At 69.4% G+C, this 19648-nt stretch carries 13 protein-coding genes; 6 read left to right on the top strand and 7 right to left on the bottom strand.

The features are described from left to right. Positions 1–91 precede the first annotated feature (91 nt). Both cysK and cysG read right to left on the bottom strand, forming a co-directional pair. Positions 92–1075, bottom strand: a complete 984-nt coding sequence (gene cysK / locus IE075_RS06720) for a cysteine synthase A (protein ID WP_189454492.1) — start codon at positions 1073–1075, stop codon at positions 92–94. A gap of 137 nt (positions 1076–1212) precedes the next feature. Then, positions 1213–2646 (bottom strand): siroheme synthase CysG, encoded by a 1434-nt coding sequence (gene cysG / locus IE075_RS06715; protein ID WP_189454490.1) that lies wholly within the window; start codon positions 2644–2646, stop codon positions 1213–1215. Between the two features lie 254 nt (positions 2647–2900). Between cysG and IE075_RS06710 the strand changes: the two genes are divergently transcribed. Both IE075_RS06710 and IE075_RS06705 read left to right on the top strand, forming a co-directional pair. Continuing rightward, positions 2901–3881 carry a LysR family transcriptional regulator gene (locus tag IE075_RS06710; RefSeq protein ID WP_189454488.1) on the top strand — a complete coding sequence of 327 codons (981 nt, stop codon included), beginning with the start codon at positions 2901–2903 and terminating at the stop codon, positions 3879–3881. Positions 3882–4246: 365 nt separating this feature from the next. Next, entirely contained in the window at positions 4247–5818 is a 1572-nt protein-coding gene (locus IE075_RS06705) for a right-handed parallel beta-helix repeat-containing protein (protein WP_189454486.1), read from the top strand. A gap of 191 nt (positions 5819–6009) precedes the next feature. Here IE075_RS06705 and IE075_RS06700 read toward each other — a convergent pair whose 3' ends face one another. From IE075_RS06700 to IE075_RS06690, 3 genes are read right to left on the bottom strand one after another with little or no spacing between them, the layout of a single operon-like run. Next, positions 6010–6756, bottom strand: coding sequence for a phosphoadenylyl-sulfate reductase (locus IE075_RS06700; protein ID WP_189454484.1), 747 nt, complete (start codon positions 6754–6756; stop codon positions 6010–6012). After that, positions 6753–8444 (bottom strand): assimilatory sulfite reductase (NADPH) hemoprotein subunit, encoded by a 1692-nt coding sequence (gene cysI / locus IE075_RS06695; protein WP_189454482.1) that lies wholly within the window; start codon positions 8442–8444, stop codon positions 6753–6755. The genes IE075_RS06700 and cysI overlap by 4 nt, the downstream gene beginning before the upstream one ends. Continuing rightward, complete coding sequence (locus IE075_RS06690; RefSeq protein ID WP_189454480.1) at positions 8444–10306, bottom strand: assimilatory sulfite reductase (NADPH) flavoprotein subunit; 1863 nt, start codon at positions 10304–10306, stop codon at positions 8444–8446. The genes cysI and IE075_RS06690 overlap by 1 nt, the downstream gene beginning before the upstream one ends. Positions 10307–10478: 172 nt before the next feature. On the opposite strand from IE075_RS06690, the gene IE075_RS06685 reads away from it, so the two are divergent. The 4 genes from IE075_RS06685 (at position 10479) to IE075_RS06670 (ending at position 17406) form a co-directional block, all read left to right on the top strand. After that, positions 10479–11255 carry a sulfite exporter TauE/SafE family protein gene (locus tag IE075_RS06685; RefSeq protein WP_189454478.1) on the top strand — a complete coding sequence of 259 codons (777 nt, stop codon included), beginning with the start codon at positions 10479–10481 and terminating at the stop codon, positions 11253–11255. Positions 11256–11383: 128 nt separating this feature from the next. Then, positions 11384–12292 (top strand): sulfate adenylyltransferase subunit CysD, encoded by a 909-nt coding sequence (gene cysD / locus IE075_RS06680; RefSeq protein WP_268244915.1) that lies wholly within the window; start codon positions 11384–11386, stop codon positions 12290–12292. Beyond that, on the top strand, positions 12292–14175 hold the full coding sequence (gene cysN / locus IE075_RS06675; RefSeq protein ID WP_189454466.1) for a sulfate adenylyltransferase subunit CysN: 1884 nt from the start codon (positions 12292–12294) through the stop codon (positions 14173–14175). The genes cysD and cysN overlap by 1 nt, the downstream gene beginning before the upstream one ends. A 183-nt stretch (positions 14176–14358) precedes the next feature. After that, entirely contained in the window at positions 14359–17406 is a 3048-nt protein-coding gene (locus IE075_RS06670) for a ligand-binding sensor domain-containing diguanylate cyclase (RefSeq protein WP_189454464.1), read from the top strand. Positions 17407–17478: 72 nt separating this feature from the next. On the opposite strand, the gene IE075_RS06665 is transcribed toward IE075_RS06670, so the two are convergent. Together IE075_RS06665 and IE075_RS06660 are read right to left on the bottom strand one after the other, a co-directional pair. Then, a complete protein-coding gene (locus IE075_RS06665) occupies positions 17479–17727 on the bottom strand; it encodes a GlsB/YeaQ/YmgE family stress response membrane protein (RefSeq protein ID WP_189454461.1) in 249 nt (82 codons plus the stop codon). Positions 17728–17975: 248 nt separating this feature from the next. Beyond that, positions 17976–19481, bottom strand: a complete 1506-nt coding sequence (locus tag IE075_RS06660) for a M20 family metallopeptidase (RefSeq protein ID WP_189454459.1) — start codon at positions 19479–19481, stop codon at positions 17976–17978. Positions 19482–19648: the final 167 nt, after the last annotated feature.

Raw genomic sequence — 19648 nt, 5'->3', positions numbered from 1 at the left:
GGCTCACTTGACCTGATTGAATCCGGCGCGGTGACCCGCGCCGGACAGCGGCCCTGCAGGAATCCGCAGGGCCGTGCGGTGCTCGCCTGCCTCAGGCAGTGGCGGCTTCAGCCTCGGTCTCGAGCGAAGCCAGCCACTCGTCGTCGGAGCCTTCGGCGACGCCCTCGAACAGGATCGTCGACAGGTAACGCTCGCCGGTGTCCGGCAGCATCGTGAGCAGCACCGAGCCTTCGGGTGCCGACTCGGCCACGCGCAGCGCAGCGGCGGCCGTCGCGCCCGCCGACAGGCCGACGAACAGACCTTCCTCCGCGGCGAGACGGCGCGCGGTGTCGCGCGCGGTCGTGTCGTCGATCGGCAGGTTGTCGTCGAAGATCTCGCGGTTGAGCACGCCCGGGATGAAGTCCGGCGTCCAGCCCTGGATCTTGTGCGGCTGCCACTGCTCGCCGGCGAGCAGGCGTGCGCCGGCCGGCTCGCAGGCAATGATCTTGAGCTCAGGGCGCGCGAGCTTGAGCATCTCGCCAGCGCCCGTCATCGTGCCGCCCGTGCCCCAGCCGGTGACGAAGTAGTCGAGCCGCTTGCCCGCGAAGTCGCGCAGGATTTCGGGGCCGGTCGTGCTGCGGTGGAAGGCCGGGTTTGCGGGGTTGTCGAACTGGTTCGCGAGGAACCAGCCGTGCTTGTCGGCGAGTTCCTTGGCCCTGCGCACCATGCCGGTGCCGCGCTCGGCCGCGGGCGTGAGAATGACCTTGGCGCCGTAGGCGCGCATGAGCTTGCGGCGCTCGATCGAGAACGTCTCGGTCATGACGGCGACGAACTTGTATCCGCGTGCGGCGGCGACCATCGCCATCGCCACGCCGGTGTTGCCCGAGGTCGCCTCGACGATCGTGTCGCCGGGCTTGAGCTGGCCGCGCGCCTCCGCGTCGAGCACGATCGCGAGTGCGAGGCGGTCCTTGACCGAGCCGCCAGGATTGAATGCTTCGACCTTCGCGTAGAGGGTCACGTGCTTCGGTGCAATGCGATGGAGCTTGACGATCGGCGTGCTGCCGATGGTGTCGAGGATGCTGTCGTACAGGGCCATGGCGGTTCTCCGGGGGAGATTCGAGCGAACGGGCGAAGTGGAAGCGAGCGGCCTGCGGCGCGCTCAGGGGATGCGGGGCGGGGTGGGCGCCGCGCGCCGACATCGGCCGTTCATCGCGCTGTCGAAATGCGGAGCGCTCATGCGGCCCGCGCGTACTCGGGTACCGCGGCCGGCGCCTGCAGCGGCGGCGCGCCGAACCAGTGCAACGTATGCGCGAGCGCGGCGACCTCGCCGAGGATCAGAAGCGCCGGCGACTTCACCTGGAACGCGCGCGCGGTCTCGGGGAGGTCGGCGAGGGTGCCGCTGACGACACGCTGCTCGGGCCGTGAGCCGTTTTCGACGAGCGCAAACGGCGTGTCCGGTGCGCGGCCGTGCGCGATGAGCTGCGCGCGCACAGTGTCGAGCCCGGCAACGCCCATGTAGACCGCGAGCGTCTGCCGCTCGGCGGCGAAGTTCGACCAGTCGAGCGTGTCGGCCGAGTCCTTGCAGTGCGCGGTCACGAAGCGCACGGACTGCGCATGCTCGCGGTGGGTGAGCGGGATGCCCGCGTACGCGCCGCAGGCGAGCGCGGCCGTGATGCCCGGCACGACCTCGAATGGAATGCCGTGCGCCTGCAGGCACTCGAGTTCTTCGCCACCCCGGCCGAACACGAAGCTGTCGCCGCCCTTGAGGCGCACAACGAACCGGCCGGCTTGCGCGTGCTCGAGCATGATTTCGTGGATGCGCTGCTGGTGCACCGAGTGCCCGCCGGCCTGCTTGCCGACCTCGATGAACTCTGCGTCGCGCCGGGCAAGTGCAATCACTTCAGGGCTTACGAGGCGGTCGTGCAGGATCACGTCAGCCTCGTTGAGCAGGCGCAGCGCGCGCAGCGTCAGAAGGCCCGGATCGCCGGGGCCGGCGCCGACGAGCGCGACGCGACCGGCCGGGCGCGCCGTGTCGGCCTGTGCAAGCGCGTCGTCGAAGGCCTGCAAGGCCTCGGATTCGGCGCCGCGGCGCAACAGCCCCGGCACCGGGCCGCTGAGCACGCGGTCGAAGAAGCGTCGTCGGGCCTGCAGGTCGGGCAGCCGGGCGCGGATGCGGCCGCGGGCGTCCGCGAGCAGCTGCGCGAGTGCGCCGAGGGATTCGTCGAGCTGGGTTTCGAGCGTCTCGCGCAGGTGGCGGGCGAGCATGGGCGCGCCGCCGCTGCTCGAGATCGCGATCTGCAGCGGACCCCGCTCGATGCGCGCCGGCACCTGCACCGTCGACAGCTCGACGTCATCGACGACGTTCGCCCAGATGCGGCGCGCCCCAGCGGCCTCCGCCACGGCGCGGTTCGTGTCGGGCTCGTCGGTCGCGGCGACGACCAGCCAGGCGTCGTCGAGCCATTCGGGCGCGAAGCGGCCGGCGCGATGGACCAGGCGGCCCGCGTCGGCGAGCTCGGCCAGTTCGGGCACGAGCGCGGGTGCGCCGACGACGACGCGCGCTCCGGCATCGAGCAGGGCCGTGATCTTGCGTCGGGCCACCGCGCCGCCGCCGACCACCAGAACGGTGCGGCCTTGTAGATCGACAAACAGCGGAAACAGGGCGGGCATGGCAGAGGTCCGGAAGCGTGGCGTCGACGCTACGCAGGGCCGCGGAGCGACGGAAATGACGTGCCTCTTGAGACTCATGCCGCCAAGGAATGAGCTGGACGGCCCTGCTCGCGGCAGGATACGTTTGCCTCATCCCTTGATCCGAATAGAGCGATATCCATGCGCGCCTGCTGCTTCTCGATCTGCAAACCGATGCCGACCCGCTTGCATGCACCCTGCGCCATCGACCCGTCGCCGCCCCGGACATCGCCGCAATGACCCTGACCCAACTCCGCTACTTCGTCGCGATCGCCGATTCCGGCCTCAACATCACGCTCGCCGCCGAGCGCGTGCATGCCACGCAGCCGGGCCTGTCGAAGCAGCTCAAGCAGCTGGAGGACGAGCTCGGCTTCCTGCTGTTCGCCCGCAAGGGGCGCAGCCTCGAGTCGATCACGCCGTCCGGCGTCCAGGTGCTCGCGCATGCGCGCCGCCTGCTTGCCGAGGCTGCGAACATCCGCGCGTTCGCCGCGAATCAGCGCCGCGACCAGCAAGGGCGCCTCGTCCTCGCAACGACGCACACCCAGGCGCGCTTCGTGCTGCCGGCCGCGATCGCCCGGCTCAAGCAGGCCTACCCGCAGGTCAGCGTGCACCTGCAGCCGACGGCCGATGACGAGGTGCTCGCCACGCTCGCGCGCGGCGAGGCGGACTTCGCGCTGATCAGTACGGCAGGGGACACCCCCGGCGGCGGCCTGGCAGTCCCGCTGTTCCGCTGGTCGCGCCTGGTGCTCGTGCCTCGAGCCCATCCGCTCGCCACCGGCGGGGCCCCGACGCTCGCCGAGCTCGCCCGTTATCCGCTCGTGAGCTACGAATCGTCGATCCGGCCCGATTCGTCGCTGCGGCGCGGGTTCGCGCAGGGCGGGGTGGAGCCGCAGTTCGCAATGACTGCGCGCGACGCCGACCTCATCAAGACGTATGTACGCGCCGGGCTTGGCGTGGGCCTGCTCGCCGAGATGGCGGTGCAGCCCGATGACCACGACCTCGTCGCGCTGGAGCCGCCGGAGGCGATTCCTTCGTGCGTGGCCTGGGCCGTGCTGCCGCGCGAGCGCGTGCTGCGCGATTACGCGTTGGACCTGCTGCAGGCGATCGCGCCGCAGCTCGACCGCCAGGACCTGCGCCGCGCGCTGGCCGGTAACAGCGAGCCGAGCTGGCCGGCCGCCCCGAGCTGGCGTGAAATCGGGCAGACAATTACGGCCTGACGCTCAATTTCTTGATGCGTACTTCACGGCGCGGCTGGGCCGGCGTCACAGTCGACATGAACAGGAGGCCGCCCCTCAATTGGGCGGCCTTTTTTGTGCTCGTGAGCACGACCGTTAAGCGCATCTAACGAACCCGTCGCAACGGCGGCGTGACGGCCGTCCCTATTCAGGCGCGAAAGTTACGCTCGCGACACGCGATCTGAGTGTTCGAAATGTGACGTGATGCGTGTTTTATGCGTGAAGGCGGCCGCAAACGGGCTCAAGCGTCGATCTCGGGGTCGACATGCGGCTCTCGATTCCTAGGATGCGCCGCTCCGGGCCGGACCGCCTGGATTTCCCCCGACTGCACCACGGAGTTCCCCCTGATGACGCTTGCGCATCGCCTCTCGCGACTCGCCGTTCTGCTCCTGCCCCTCGGGCTTGCCCTGCCGACGCTGGCTTCCGCAACGACGTATTACGTCCGCACCGATGGCGGTGATGTGAAACAGTGCACCGGCCGCAGCGACGCGGCTTACCCCGGCAGCGGCACCGGTCGTGCCTGCGCCTGGAAGCACCCGTTCTACGCTCTACCGCCCAAGGGCCCCGCCCGCATCGCCGGCGGTGACACGCTGATGATCGGTGGCGGCAGCTACATGATGGGCCAGCGCGCTCCCGGCGCGGTCAACTGCAACGCCGCCAGCTGCTTCATGACGAAGATCCCGAACGGCCCGTCTTCGACCCAGCGCACGCGCATCCTCGGCAAGCCCGGCACGCGGCCCGAGCTATGGGCCACCGAGCGCGCCACCCGCATGATCAACCTCGAGGGCAGCTCGAACGTCGAAATCGGCAACCTCGAAATCACCGACCGCAGCGACTGCGTGTACGACCACTCGGTCTCCTCGGCCCGCTGCAAGACCAGCTCGGCGCCGTACGGCCAGTGGGGCCGCGTCGGCATCTATGCGCGCGCGTCCAACAACGTCTACCTGCATGACCTCGACATCCACGGCATGGCCCACATGGGCATCAATGCCGGCGGCATCAGCAACTGGACGCTGGACCGCGTCAAGATCAACAAGAACGGCAAGGCCGGCTGGGACGCGAACGTCGGCACGTCGATCAGCAACAACAGCGGCAAGATCACGCTGCGCAACGTCGAGATCGCCTGGAACGGCTGCGGCGAGCGCTGGCAGACCGGCGCGATCTGGGCCTGCTGGGCGCAGTCGACCGGCGGTTACGGTGACGGCCTGGGCACGTACTACACGGGCGGACAGTGGCTGATCGAAGACTCCTTCATCCACCACAACACGTCCGACGGCCTCGACCTGCGCTACATGAACGGCGCCGAGTCGACGACGGTCACAATCCGTCGCCTGCACGCGGTCGGCAACGCCGGCAACCAGGTGAAGCTGCGCGGCAACGGGCTTGTCGAGAACTCGGTGATCATCGGCAACTGCACGTACTGGTCGGGGAAGTTCTACATGCGCTCCACCGACAACTGCCGCGCGTCGGGCAATTCGCTGCAGCTGCTGCTGACCTCGAGCGATAACGTGACCGTTCGACACAACACGATCACCGGTCAGGGCGGCGTACTGGTCAGCGCGCACGAGGGGGACAGCACTTCGTACGTGCGACTGCAGAACAACGTGCTGGTGGGCAACACCCGGTGGGACAGCTCGAGCGCGAAGACGTCGGCGTTCTACAAGACGGGATCGCAGCAGGTCAGCTGGGCCGGCAACCTGATCTGGAACGTCAAGAACAGCATGTGCCCGAGCGGGAGCGTGTGCAGCCAGCATCCCCGCCTTGCGGACATGAACGTGCATTCGTTCGACGCCACGCCGCTCACCGGCAGCCCGGTGCGTGACCGCGTCTCGCAGACGACCGCGGTGCCGAACGACTTCGAGATGCAGCGCCGCCCGTCGGGCGTGAAGAGCGACATCGGCGCGTACGAAATGCAGTAACGCGTCCGGTGCACCGCACGTCCCGCGACAGCGCGGCGTGCGGTGCGACGACGCAGCTTTGGGTCAGCGCGACCGCTCAGTCGGAAGCGCTGTAAACCGAAACGCCGCAGGCGCCAGTCGCCTGCGGCGTTTTTTTACTCTGCGGATGCCGGATGCCGGATGCCGGATGCCGGATGCCGGCGGTTAGGCGGTCAGGCCGCTTGGCCCGCCGCATCGCCCCACAGCTCGTGCAGGCCGCATTCGCGCTTGAGGCCGAAGAAGCGCGTGTCTTCTTCGCTCATGCCTGCTTCGAGCCGGCGCGTGGTGTGCACGTCGCCGATCGACACATAACCTTCGTGCCACAGCGGGTGGTACGGCAGGTCGTGCTGCTGCAGGTACGCGAACACGTCGCGGTCGTTCCAGTCCGCGAGCGGATGCAGCTTCCAGCGGCCGTCGCGCAATTCGACGAAGTCGATGTTCGCGCGGCTGCGCGCCTGGCTGCGGCGCAGGCCGGCGATCCACGTGCGCACGTCGAGCTCGCGCAGCGCGCGCTGCATGGGTTCGACCTTGTGGATGCGGTTGTAACGCTCGATGCCGTCGACTCCGTCCTCCCACAGCCTGCCGAAGCGCGCTTCGGCCCAGGCCGGGCCGAGTTGCGGCCGGTACACCTGCAGGTTGAGGCCGAGCCGCTCCGTCATGTCGTCGACGAAGCGGTACGTCTCCGGAAACAGGTAGCCGGTGTCGACGAGGATCACGGGGATGTCGGGCTTGATCTGCGTGACCAGGTGCAGCGAGACCGCTGCCTGCGCGCCGAAGCTCGAGGAAAGCGCGTGATTGCCCGCGAGGTGCTCGAGCGCCCAGGCGGTGCGGCCGGAGGCATCAAGGCGACCGAGCCAGCGATTGAGTTCAGACAGCGCGCGCGGCGATTCGGCCGCGGTGATCGGATCGGGCGGGCTCATGCAGCCACCTCCAGTGGGATGCGGCGATCGCGCACGACGCCTGCGCGCACGAGGTAATCGCCGAAGTGTTCGTCGGTTTCACGCTCGGCTGCGTAACGCGCGAGCAGGGCGTCGAGGGCTTCGAGAATCGCGGGCTCGTCCACGTTCTCGCGGTACAGCGTGTTGAGGCGCTGTCCGCGGTGGTCCGCGCCGACCATCAGGTTGTAGCGGCCGGGTGCCTTGCCGACGAGCGCCACTTCGGCGAGGTATGGCCGTGAGCAGCCGTTCGGGCAGCCGCTCAGGCGCAGGTGGATCGGCTGCTCGCGGAGGCCGTGTTGCTCGAGCAGGCGATCGAACTTGGCGACGAAGGTGTCGAGATAGCGCTCGGCCTCGGCCATCGCGAGGCCGCAGGTCGGCAGCGCGACGCAGGCCAGCGAGGCAAGGCGCAACGGCGACGCGGCGACGTGCGTGTCCAGGCCGTACTCGGCCACCAATTCATCGATCCGCGCGCGCTGCTCGGCCGGCACGTTTGCGATCACGAGGTTCTGGTTCGGGGTAAGACGCAGCTGCACGCCATCGGTCTCGAGCAGGGCGTGCGCGATCGCGCGCATGCCGCTCTGGTGGCGCAGCCCGTCCCGGTCCCAGATGCGGCCGGAGAGAATGCGCAGCGTGAGGTGCGCACGCCCGTCGCCGGCGTCGGTCCAGCCGAAGCGGTCGCCGTTGTGATCGAAACGGAATGCGCGTGCCGGCCCGAACGTCACGCCAGTGCGTCGCTCGACCTCGGCCTTGAACGCGTCCAGACCGCGGTCGTCGATCGTGTACTTCAGGCGTGCGCGCTTGCGCACGGTGCGGTTGCCCCAGTCGCGCTGCGTGGTCACCACCGCCTCGGCGATCGCGATCACGTGCTCGGGCGCGATGTAGCCGACCACGTCGGCGAGGCGCGGGTAGGTCTCCGGATCGCCATGCGTCGCGCCCATGCCGCCGCCGATGCTGACGTTGTAGCCGACGATGACGCCGTCCTCGATCACCGCGATGAAGCCGAGGTCCTGCGCAAACACGTCGACGTCGTTGAGCGGTGGGGCCGCAAAGCCGATCTTGAACTTGCGCGGCAGGTAGGCCTCGCCGTAGATGCGGTCGGCCTCGGCATCGCCGCCGACGCGTTCGTCATCGAGCCAGATCTCGTAGTACGCGCGCGTGGCGGGCAGCAGGTGTTCCGACACCGCCGTTGCGAGCGCGAACAGCTCCGCGTGCACCTCGGGCTGCACCGGGTTTGCGGCAACCGCGACGTTGCGGTTCACGTCACCGCATGCGGCCAGCGTGTCGACGAGCGCGGCGTTGATCGCCTGCATCGTCGCCTTGAGTTCGCGCTTGATCACGCCGTGGTACTGGAACGCCTGGCGCGTGGTGATGCGCAGTCCGCGCTCGGCGAACGTGGTCGCGATCGCATCGAGCTGCAGCCACTGCGCCGGGCTCACCACGCCGCCGGGCGTGCGCGTGCGGATCATGAAGCTGTACGCGGGCTCGAGCTTCTGCTGGCGCCGTTCGTCGCGAACGTCGCGGTCGTCCTGCTGGTAGCTGCCGTGGTACTTGATCAGCGTGGTGTCGTCTTCCGCGAGCGCACCGGTGATCGGGTCCGCGAGGCTTTCGACGAGGCTTCCGCGCAGGCCGCGGCTGGCCTTCTTGATGTCTTCGACGGAGTGCGCGCTCATCAGTACACGTCCCGGGCGTAGCGTCCCTGCGATTGCAGGTCGTTGAGGTAGTCGTTCGCGGACTCGGCATCGCGGCCGCCGTGTTCGGCGATCACGCCGAGCAGCGTGGCGTGCACGTCGCGCGCCATGCGCGTGGCGTCGCCGCAGACGTAGAGGTGTGCGCCGCTTTCGAGCCAGGCGAACAGCTCGCGGCCGTGCTCGCGCAGGCGGTGCTGGACGTAGGTCTTCGGGGGCGTCGCATCCCCGTGGCCGACGGCGCGGATGCCATCGCGCGAGAACGCGAGGTCGAGCCGGTGCAGCTGACCGCGCTTGAGCGCGTCCTGCCACTCGGTCTGGTAGAGGAAGTCCGTGCGCGCGTGCGGGTTGCCGAACACGAGCCAGTTGCGACCGCTCGCGCCGGCTTCCACGCGGTGCTGCACGAAGCCGCGGAACGGCGCGACGCCGGTGCCGGGGCCGATCATGATCACGTCGCGCGACGCATCGGCCGGCAGGCGGAAGCGCTCGTTGGCCTCGATGAACACCGGCAGGCGCTCGCCTTCGTCGGTGCGCGCGAGGAAATTCGACGCGGCGCCCCAGCGCAGGCTGTCGGGCGAAGCGCCATCGCCGACCGCGTATTCGACATGCGCGACGGTGAGGTGCGCTTCGTCGCCGACGACGGCCTGGCTCGACGCGATCGAATACAGGCGCGGCGCAAGCGGGCGCAGCGCGGCGACGAACTCGCTCGCGCTCCACGACGCCGGGTAGGTGCGCAGCAGGTCGATGAGCTGCTGCTGCGCGAACAGCGCGGCGAGCGAGGCGGCACCTTCAGGCGCGAGCAGGCCGGCCAGCAGGTCGCTGTTTGCGCGCTGCGCGTGCTGCACAAGGAACGGTCGCGTGATGCGCGTGAGTTCGCGCTTGCGCAGCAGCGCCTCGCGAACCGAGCGCGTGTCGGGACCGATCGTCACCGCCTGCTCGCCATCCAGGCCGAGCGTGGCGATCACCGCGTCGACAAGCGCGGGCGGGTTGACTGGCCACACGCCAAGCGCGTCGCCGGGCTCGTAGTGCAGGCCGGAGCCTTCGAGCGAAATCTCGAGGTGGCGGATGTCGCGGTCGCTGCCGCGGCCGGTGATGCGCTGGTTTGCGAGCAGCTCGGCGGCAAACGGTGCGTCCCGCGTCGGCGCGGCAGGCACCGCAGCGCTCGGCCGCAGCGGCGTCACGCTCGCCCGCGGCGGCGCCTTGATCGTCTCACGCGCGACTTCGAGCGCACGCGCGATCCACGGCGTCGCGACGGTTTCGAGGTCGAGGTCGGCATCGCCGCGCTCGAGCAGTCGGGCGGCGCCCAGTTCAGCGAGGCGCTCATCGAGCCGCCGGCCGATCTCGCAGAACTGCGGATAGCTCGAATCGCCGAGCCCGAGCACCGCGAACTTCAGCTCGGGCAGCGCGGGCGCGCGCTTGCCGGCGATGAACTCGACGAAGCCGCGCGCGTCGTCCGGCGGGTCGCCGTCGCCCTGGGTGCTGATCACGACGACGAGGTAGCGCTCGTTCTTGAGCTCGCGCGTCGGGTACGCGTCCGCGCGCAGCAGGCGCACGGCGAGGCCCGCCGCCTCGGCCTGGGACGCGAGCGATTCGGCGAGCCGCTTGGCGTTTCCGGTCTGGCTCCCGTAGACGATCGCGAGCGTCGGCGGCGCGACCGCCTCCGCCGCGGGCGCCGCGATCGAACGCACCGCGGGCAGCGCGCCGGCGCGTGCAAGGCCGGCGGCGTAGCCCGAGAGCCACCACAGGCCCGCGGCGTCTAGGCCGCCGGTGAGCCGATCGAGCAGCGCCGCCTGGTCGGGCGAGAGCGGCTGCCCGGGTGGCAGCAACGGAACGGGGGAAGCGGACATCGCGGGCCTGTGCGGAAGCGGACGGATTTCGACACCCGCAGCCTAGGCAGCCCGCCGCGCGGCCGGAAAGGAGCGCTCGTTATGCGCTTATGCCGCGCGCTCGTTTCCGTGCACGGGCAAGCGCTGCCGATACTGCATCCCACGAAACGCGCCCGGAGCGCGCTGACCGCTCATGGACGCCGTTGCCGACCTCATTGCCCGCCTGCCGCCCGATTTCCTGTCGTATGTCGCGATCGGCGCGGCCGCGCAGCTCGTCGACGGCGCGCTCGGCATGGCGTACGGCGTGATCGCGTCGAGCCTGCTGCTCGGACTGGGGCTGCCGCCCGCGATGACCAGCGCCACCGTGCACGCGGCCGAGTGCTTCACCACGGGCTCGTCGGCGCTGTCGCACCGCGCGTTCGGCAACATCGACGGCACGCTGTTCCGGCGCCTGTTGCTGCCCGCCGTGCTCGGTGCCGGCGTCGGGGCGTTTTTGCTGGCGCATGTTGATGGCGACCTGATCAAGCCTTGGGTCGCCGGTTACCTGCTCGTGATCGGCCTCGTGATCCTGGTGAAGGCGTTCCGCGAGTTCCCGCCGCGACGCGTCACGTCGCACGTCACGCCGCTGGGATTTTTCGGTGCGCTGATCGATGCGATCGGCGGGGGCGGGTGGGGGCCGATCGTCGCGAGCAACCTGCTCGCGCGCGGCAACGACTTCCGAATGACCGTCGGCAGCGTCAACGCAGTCGAGTTCTTCGTCACGCTGACCGCGTCGCTGGTGTTCCTGCTCACGCTCGGCCTGACGCACTGGGGCGTCGTCGCCGGGCTTGCCGCGGGCGGCATCGTCGCCGCGCCGCTCGGCGCTTGGGCGGTGGGCCGCGTGCGGCCCAAGCCGATGCTCGCCCTCGTCGGCCTCATCGTGATCGCGTTGAGCGCGCGCACGCTCATCCTGCATTTTGGAGCGCCATGAACGCATCCCTCGATTCTGCGATCGCCCCGGCCGACTTGGCCGCGCCCGCCGCGCGCACTGCCATGCCCACTTTGCTGGAACCCGCGCCGCGCCCTGCGCGCCGGCGGCCGGCTTCGTCAACCAGCGCCGTGCCCGAGCAGGCCCTGAGTCACCTCGACCGCCTCGAAGCCGAGAGCATCCACATCATGCGTGAGGTGGCGGCCGAGTTCCGCAACCCGGTGATGCTGTATTCGATCGGCAAGGACAGCTCGGTGCTGCTGCACCTGCTGCTCAAGGCGTTTGCGCCGGCGCGCCCGCCGATCCCGCTGCTGCACGTCGATACCACCTGGAAGTTCCGCGAGATGATCGCGTTCCGCGACGCACGCGCGGCGGAGACGGGCGTCGACCTGCGCGTGCACATCAATGCCGAAGGCATCGCGCAGGGCATCGGGCCGTTTACGCACGGATCGAGCGTGCACACCGACGTCATGAAGACGCAGGCACTCAAGCAGGCGCTCGACCGGCACAAGTTCGATGCAGCGATCGGCGGTGCGCGCCGCGACGAAGAGAAGTCGCGCGCGAAGGAGCGCATCTTCAGCTTCCGCACCGCGCAGCACCGGTGGGACCCGAAGAACCAACGTCCCGAATTGTGGAGCCTGTACAACACGCGCACCGGCGCCGGCGAGAGCGTGCGCGTGTTCCCGCTGTCGAACTGGACCGAGCTCGACATCTGGCTCTACATCTACCGCGAGAAGATCCCGGTGCCGTCGCTGTATCTCGCAGCCGAGCGCCCGGTCGTCGAGCGTGACGGCCAGCTCATCATGGTCGATGACACACGCTTGCCGCTGCACGAAGGCGAGACCGCGCAGATGCGCCGCGTTCGCTTCCGCACGCTCGGCTGCTATCCGCTGACCGGCGCGATCGAGTCCGACGCCGACACGCTGGAAAAGGTGATCCTCGAAATGCTCGCGGCGACGACGTCCGAGCGCCAGGGGCGGCTGATCGACCACGACGCCGCCGCGTCGATGGAGAAGAAGAAGCAGGAGGGGTATTTCTGATGACGCGCTTCGATTCCGCGACGGCCGACGTCGCCGCGCTGCTGCGCCAGCACGAGACCAAGGGCCTGCTGCGCTTCATCACCTGCGGCAGCGTCGACGATGGCAAGAGCACCTTGATCGGCCGACTGCTGCACGACACGCGCGGTTTGTTCAGCGACCAGCTCACCGCGCTCGAGGCCGATAGCCGCCGCCACGGCACGCGCGGCGGCGAGGTCGATTACGCGCTGCTGCTCGACGGCCTCGCGGCCGAGCGCGAACAGGGCATCACGATCGATGTCGCCTACCGCTTCTTCGGCACCGAGAAGCGCAAGTTCATCGTCGCCGACTGCCCGGGCCACGAGCAGTACACGCGCAACATGGCGACCGGCGCGTCGACCGCGGACGTCGCGATCGTGCTCGTCGACGCGCGCAAGGGACTGTTGGCACAGACGCGCCGCCACAGTTACATCGTCTCGCTGCTGGGCATCCGTCACGTGCTGCTCGCGGTCAACAAGATGGACCTCGTCGGCTTCGACCGCGCGGTGTTCGACGAGATTGCCGACGGCTACCGCGCGCTCGCTTCGCAGCTCGGCATCGAGCACGTCACCGCCGTGCCACTCTCCGCGCTCAACGGCGACAACCTGCTGCGTCGCTCCGACGCGACGCCGTGGTACGACGGCCCGAGCGTGCTCGAGTACCTCGAAACCGTCGACGTCTCGCGCGATGCATCGGACCTGGGCCTGCGCCTGCCCGTGCAGTGGGTGAACCGCCCGAACCAGGACTTCCGCGGCTTTGCCGGCACGATCGTCGCGGGCCACGTGCGGCCGGGCGACGAGGTGGTCGTGCTGCCGTCGGGGCGGCGCTCGCAGGTCGTGCGCATCGTTACCGCTGACGGCGACCTGCCGGTGGCGTCGACGGGCCAGGCGGTCACGCTCACGCTTGCCGACGAGCTCGACATCAGCCGCGGCGATGTCATCGCCGCGGTGCAGGACCCGCCGCAGGTCGCCGACCAGTTCGCGGCGCACGTGCTCTGGCTGGGCGAGCAGGCGCTGCTGCCGGGCCGGCCGTACTGGCTCAAGCTCGGCACCCGCACCGTCAGCGCGAGCGTCACTGAGATCAAGCACAAGGTCGACGTGAACACGCAGGACGAGCTCGCGGCAAAGAGCCTCGAGCTCAACGAAGTGGGCGTATGCAACCTCTATCTCGACCAGCCGGTGGCGTTCGAGGCGTACGCCGACAATCGCGAGCTCGGCGGCTTCATCCTCATCGACCGCCAGACGAACGCGACGGTCGCCGCGGGCACGCTCGATTTCGCGCTGCGCCGCGCCGAGAACATCCACTGGCAGCACGTCGACGTCGACAAGGCTGCACGTGCCCGCATCAAGGCGCAGCAGCCGCGCTGCGTGTGGTTCACGGGGCTGTCCGGTTCGGGCAAGTCGACGATCGCGAACCTCGTCGAGAAGAAGCTGCACGCGCTCGGGCACCACACCTACATCCTCGACGGCGACAACGTGCGCCATGGGCTCAACAAGGACCTCGGCTTCACCGACGAGGACCGCGTGGAGAACATCCGCCGCGTCGCAGAGGTCGCGCGGCTGATGACCGACGCCGGGCTGATCGTGCTCGTAAGCTTCATCTCGCCGTTCCGCGCCGAGCGGCGCATGGCGCGCGAGATGTTCGGGTCGGATGAGTTCATCGAGGTATTCGTCGACACGCCGCTGCAGGTCGCCGAAACGCGCGACGTGAAGGGCCTCTACGCGAAGGCGCGTGCGGGTCGGCTGCCGAATTTCACCGGCATCAGCTCGCCGTACGAGGCGCCGGAAGCGCCCGAGTTGCGGCTCGACACGCTTGGTGATTCGCCCGAGGCGCTCGCGCAGACGGTCGTCGAACGCCTGCTGGTATGAACGCTGCCGCGTTGCGAGCGTGCCGGTCATCGCAGTTCGCTGGCCGGGTCGCGGTCTGCGCGACGCGCGGTGGGATTATCGACATCGGACATTCCCCTCGGTTGCCCGATGCGCGCTTCGCAGCCCCGCCCCGGGGACCCACGCCCCACTAGACACCGCCGGCGCTTCGCCGGCTGGGCGGCGATGTGGGCCGTGCTGTTGCTCGCACTGGCGCACGTCGCGATCGCGGCCGTCCCCGCGGACGTCGTGCCGGCGCATCAGCGAGTCTGGACGCAATGGACGGTGGCCGAGGGCCTGCCGCAGATCACGATCAACGACATCCTGCAGGACCGGGCCGGGTACCTCTGGGTGGCCACGCAGGACGGCATCTCGCGGTTCGACGGCGTCGCGTTCCGCAACTACACGCCCGCGGAGCATCCCGGCCTCGGGCACGGCGTTATCAACGTGCTCGGGTTGGACGGCGATGGCGCGCTGTGGATGGGCTCGATGGCCGGCGTTTCGCGCTTCATCGGCGGGCGCATCGTTCCGATGCAGGTCAACGGCAAGGGCACCGGCGCGGTGATCGGCCTGCGCCCGCACCCCGCGGGCGGCATGTGGGTGAGCGCTGAAAACGGGCTGTTCCATGCCCGCGACCGCAAGGCCGTGCCGGTCAAAACCGGCGAAGAACTGTTGCCCATGACCACCGTGTTGCAGCCCGGCGAAGGGCCGGAACTCGCGCTGGGTCCCTTCCATCTCGTGATCGACCCCGGCGGCAAGCCGCGTGTGATCGAACTGTTTCGAGACCTGCCCGGCGTGATCGGCGGTGCGGTCGCACGCGATGGCGGCCTGTGGCTGGCGACCGTGGACGGGCTGCACCGCACCGACCGAGAGGGGCGGCGGAAGGGCGCGGTGCTCGCGAAGGGCCGGGTGGTGCATAGCGTGCTTGAGGAAGCCGACGGCACGCTCTGGCTCGCGACCGAGCGCGGAGTGCTGCGCCAGCGCCCGGGCGGCGCGGTCGAGCCCGTCGTCGTGCCCGGCATCGACGCGACCGCGTGGGTGACGCGCGTGTTCAAGGACCGCGAAGGCACGCTCTGGATCGGCACCCAGCTCACCGGCCTGCACCGCACCTGGACGGACCGCTTCCGCCGCTTCACCGCGCGCGACGGACTCGTCGACGGGGCCGTTTGGTCTGTGTACGAGGCGCCGGACGGAGAGGTCTGGGCGGGCACGCCCGACGGTCTCTATCGCGGCGGGCTCGACGGCTTCCGCCTCGCCATTGCGGGCAGCGACCTGCCGCATCCGAACGTCGCCGCGACCCTGCGCGACCGGCGGCGGGGGCTTTGGGTGGGCACCTACACCGAGCTCGTGCACCGCCCGGCCGGGAGTTCGCGCCTCGTCCGCGTGCCGCAGGTCGGCAAGAACGGGGTCTTCGCCTTGCTCGAAGAGGCGAACGGCGATGTGCTCGCGGGCACGACGGACGGCCTGTACCGGATTCTCGGCGGACAGGCCGCTCGAACTAAGCGCGTCACGTTGCCGGGCCCAGCCGATTTCGGCGTCACCGGCCTCGTGCACGGCCTCGATGGGCGGCTGTGGGTGGCCTACGACGGCGGGATCGCCGTTCAAGACGGCGACCGCTGGGTGCTCGCGCCCGCGCCGAAGCAGGGCCGCATCCGCGGCGCCGTACTCGCCCCGTTTGCCGACGGCGTGCTCGCGGCCGGACTGGACGGACTGTTCTATGTCGACCGCACTCGGGTGCGAAAGATCGGTCGGGCCGAAGGCCTGCACGCGGACACCGCGCATTCAGTGCTCGTCGGCGATCGCGACGTCTGGTACCAGGGCGCCCGTGGGGTCGGGCGCATCGGGCGAGACGCGTTGCGCGAACTGTTGCGCGGCGAGCGTTCCCGTCTGGACGTGGACGTGTTCGGCGACCTCGGCTCGGCGCAGATGGCGCAGTGCAACGGTGGACAGCAGGCGTCCGGTGCGCTGACGCAGGGGCGTTGGTTGTGGTGTCCGGACCTGCAGGGTCTGATGGTGTTCGACACCGCGCGGGCGGACGAACTCGCTCCGCCGCCCCGCGCGCGGGTGCAGGCGGTGGTGACGGCCGAGCGCCGGATCCGCCTCGCCGCTTTGGGCGCCCAACCCCTCGAACTCGCACCCGGCGAGCGCGACCTGCAGATCGAGCACACCGGCTTGCAACTGCGCGCGGCCGATCGGCTGCGCTTCCATGGGCGCCTGGTCGGCTACGACACCGAGTGGCGCACGCTCGACCGGCGACGCACCGCGTACTACACCAACCTGCCGGCCGGGCAATACACGTACGAACTGTACGCGGTCAACGAAGACGGGGTGGCGGGTCCGACGGTGCGCGTGAAGTTCGGCATCCGCGCGCACTGGCATGAGACCGCATGGGCCCGCGCCGCGGCTTTGCTCGCACTGGCGCTGCTCGTTCTGGGCGGCGTGCGCTGGCGCCTGCATGCCTTGCATCGGCAGCGCGAGGTGCTCGAAGCGCGCGTGCGCAAGCGCACCGGTCAGCTCGAGGCTGCGAACGAAGCGTTGGAATCGGTGAACCGCAGGCTCGAAGAAGCCAGCGTCACCGACCCGCTGACAGGCTTGCACAACCGGCGCTACCTGCTCGAGCACCTGCCGCGCGAACTCGCCCGGCAGGACCGGCTGCACGCGGTCGGGCACGAAAGCCCGGACGTGCTGGCATTCCTGCACCTCGACCTCGACAACTTCAAGCGCATCAACGACACGCACGGCCACCGCGTCGGCGATCAGGTGCTCCAAATCGCCGCGGAGCTGCTGCGGCGCAATTCACGCGCAGCCGATTTTGTCCTGCGCTGGGGCGGCGAGGAATTGCTCGTGATCGGGCACGAGCGCGCGCGCGATGACGCGCACGCCTGGGCGACCCGGATCGTCGAAAGCTTCCGCACGCACGTATTCGAGACCGATGTCGGCCCCTTGAAGGTGACCTGTTCGATCGGGCACGCGGTCTACCCGATGCTGCCGGCACACCGCGACGGCCTGGGCTGGGAGGCGGTCATGAATCTGGCCGATGCGGCGACCTACCTTGCCAAGCGCGAAGGGCGTGACCGCTGCATTGGGTTCGAAGTGCTGCGCAGCAACCTGCCGGAGGATTTCTTCGTCCGCGCGCATGTCCATCCGGCTGCACTTGAAGCCGAGGGCTGGATACGCATCCGTCGCGAAACCACGTGCACAGACGAAGTGCCAGAGCCGGACACGGCGCGATAAGGCGCCCTAAAAAACGAGGCGCCGCCGCGAAGCGCGGCGACGCCGTCGATGTGCTGCGAAAACCAGGCGACGTCAGGTGCGACGTGCGGTCTTACCGCCGCGGAAGCGCTCGTAGATGAAGAGCAGCACGATCGCGACGACGATTGCCACGACCCAGCCGAGCAGGCCGCCGCCGACGATCATGCCGCCGATGACAGCGCCCGCGATGCCGAGCAGGATCGTCATGATCCAGCCCATCGGATCCGCGCCGGGCTTCAGGAGACGGGCGATCACGCCAATGATCGCGCCGCCGATGATGTAACCGAGGATTCCATCGAACATGGCCGTTCTCCCGTGTTGGGTGCACCGGACCGTCCGGTGACTGGAGCCATCGTTCCAGTGCACGCGTGGCGGGACCGTGACGTGCGCACGACGCGTCGCCGGAGGTCCCGCGTCAGGCGGGCGATTTTCACAGCCCCCGCCGACAGCGCCATTCGCCGACGGCGCGGCCGCGCGTCACGTCGGAACGCCCCGCGGAGCGCTGGGACGCCCACGCATGCCGCCCCGTCAGATCCGGCGGCGACGTGCCCTCAGCAGCAGCCGTGCCCGCCGTGCTGTTCTCCACCGGCGACGGCCGCAACGCCCGTCGTCTCACCGCGCTCGCTTGCGCGGCAGTGCGCAGCGATTACGTGCGCCACGCATGCGGTCACGCGCTTGCCCATCGGGATGTGCAGGAACTCGTTCGGGCCGTGTGCGTTGCTGTGCGGGCCGAGCACGCCGGTGATCATGAACTGCGCGCCCGGGAACTTCTCGCCGAGCATGCCCATGAACGGGATGCTGCCGCCTTCGCCCATGTACACCGCGGGCTTGCCGAAGAACGCCTCGCTCGCGTCGTCGATCGCCTGTGACAGCCACGGCGACAACGCAGGCGCATTCCAGCCGGCCGAGGCTTTTTCGAGTTCCAGCTCGACATGTGCGCCGTTCGGCGGGTTGTCGAGAAGCACTTCCTTCAGGCGCTGGCCCGCGCGCTTGCCGTCGAGCGTCGGCGGCAGGCGCAGCGAGAGCTTCACTGCCGTGAACGGACGCAGCACGTTGCCGGCTGACGACAGCGGCGGCATGCCGTCGACGCCCGTGATCGACAGCGCGGGACGCCACGTGCGATTGAGCACCAGCTCGGCAAGCTCGTCGTGCATCGGGGTCATGCCGGGCAAGAACGGGAACTTGTCGAAGACCGCCGTGTCGAGCACGCGGGCGGCTTCCTGCGCCTGGTTCAGACGCTCGGCCGGAATCTCGACGTGCAGGTCGTCCACAATCACGCGGCCGGTGGTTTCGTCCTCGAGCCGGGAAAGCAACTGACGCAGCAGGCGGAAGCTCGAAGGCACCACGCCCGAGGCGTCGCCCGAGTGCACGCCTTCTTCGAGCACTTTGACGGTCAGGTTGCCGCCCGCCAAGCCGCGCAGCGAGGTCGTGCACCACAGCTGGTCGTAGTTGCCGCAGCCCGAGTCCAGGCAGACCACCAGCGACGGCTTGCCGATGCGCTCGGCGAGGTGGTCGACATACGCGGGCAGGTCGTAGCTGCCCGACTCCTCACAGGCCTCGATGAGGATCACGCAGCGCGAATGGGCCAAGCCCTGCGCGCGCAGCGCGAGCACCGCCGTCAGCGAGCCGTAAATCGCGTAGCCGTCGTCGGCGCCGCCGCGGCCGTAGAGCTTGTCGCCCTTGATCACCGGCGTCCACGGGCCGAGGTCGTCGTCCCATCCGGTCATTTCCGGCTGCTTGTCGAGGTGCCCGTACAGGAGCACGCAGTCGTCGTCGCGTCGGTCGCTCCCCGCGTTGCCGTCAAACGCCGGCACTTCGATGAAGATCAGCGGCGTGCGGCCGTCAAGGCGCACCACCTCGATCTGCATGCCAGGAATGTCCTGCGCGCGCGCCCAGCGCTCCATGAGGTCGACCGCCTGGTCCATGTAGCCGTGCTCGACCCAGTTCGCATCGAACATCGGCGACTTGTTCGGGATGCGGATGTACTCGACGAGCTGCGGAACGATCTCCTCGTCCCATTTGCCCGAGACGAACTGTTCGATCTGGCGGATATCCATGGGCGACCTCGAAAAAGCGGTGCACCAGTGTACCGCCGGCCCCGGGGATCGGACTTTCCCTACACGGCCACGAGGGTTTCTCCGGGGCGGCGACGGCGTGTTGCGGGATCGTGCGCAGGGGTCCCGATGCGCAGACTGTTCCCACGGCCGGCGAACACCGGCTGCAC

This window comes from Cognatilysobacter bugurensis (genome assembly GCF_014652095.1).
Lineage (GTDB): Bacteria > Pseudomonadota > Gammaproteobacteria > Xanthomonadales > Xanthomonadaceae > Cognatilysobacter > Cognatilysobacter bugurensis.
Note: the sequence above shows the minus strand (reverse complement) of the source record. Positions and strands in the feature narration are given on the sequence as shown.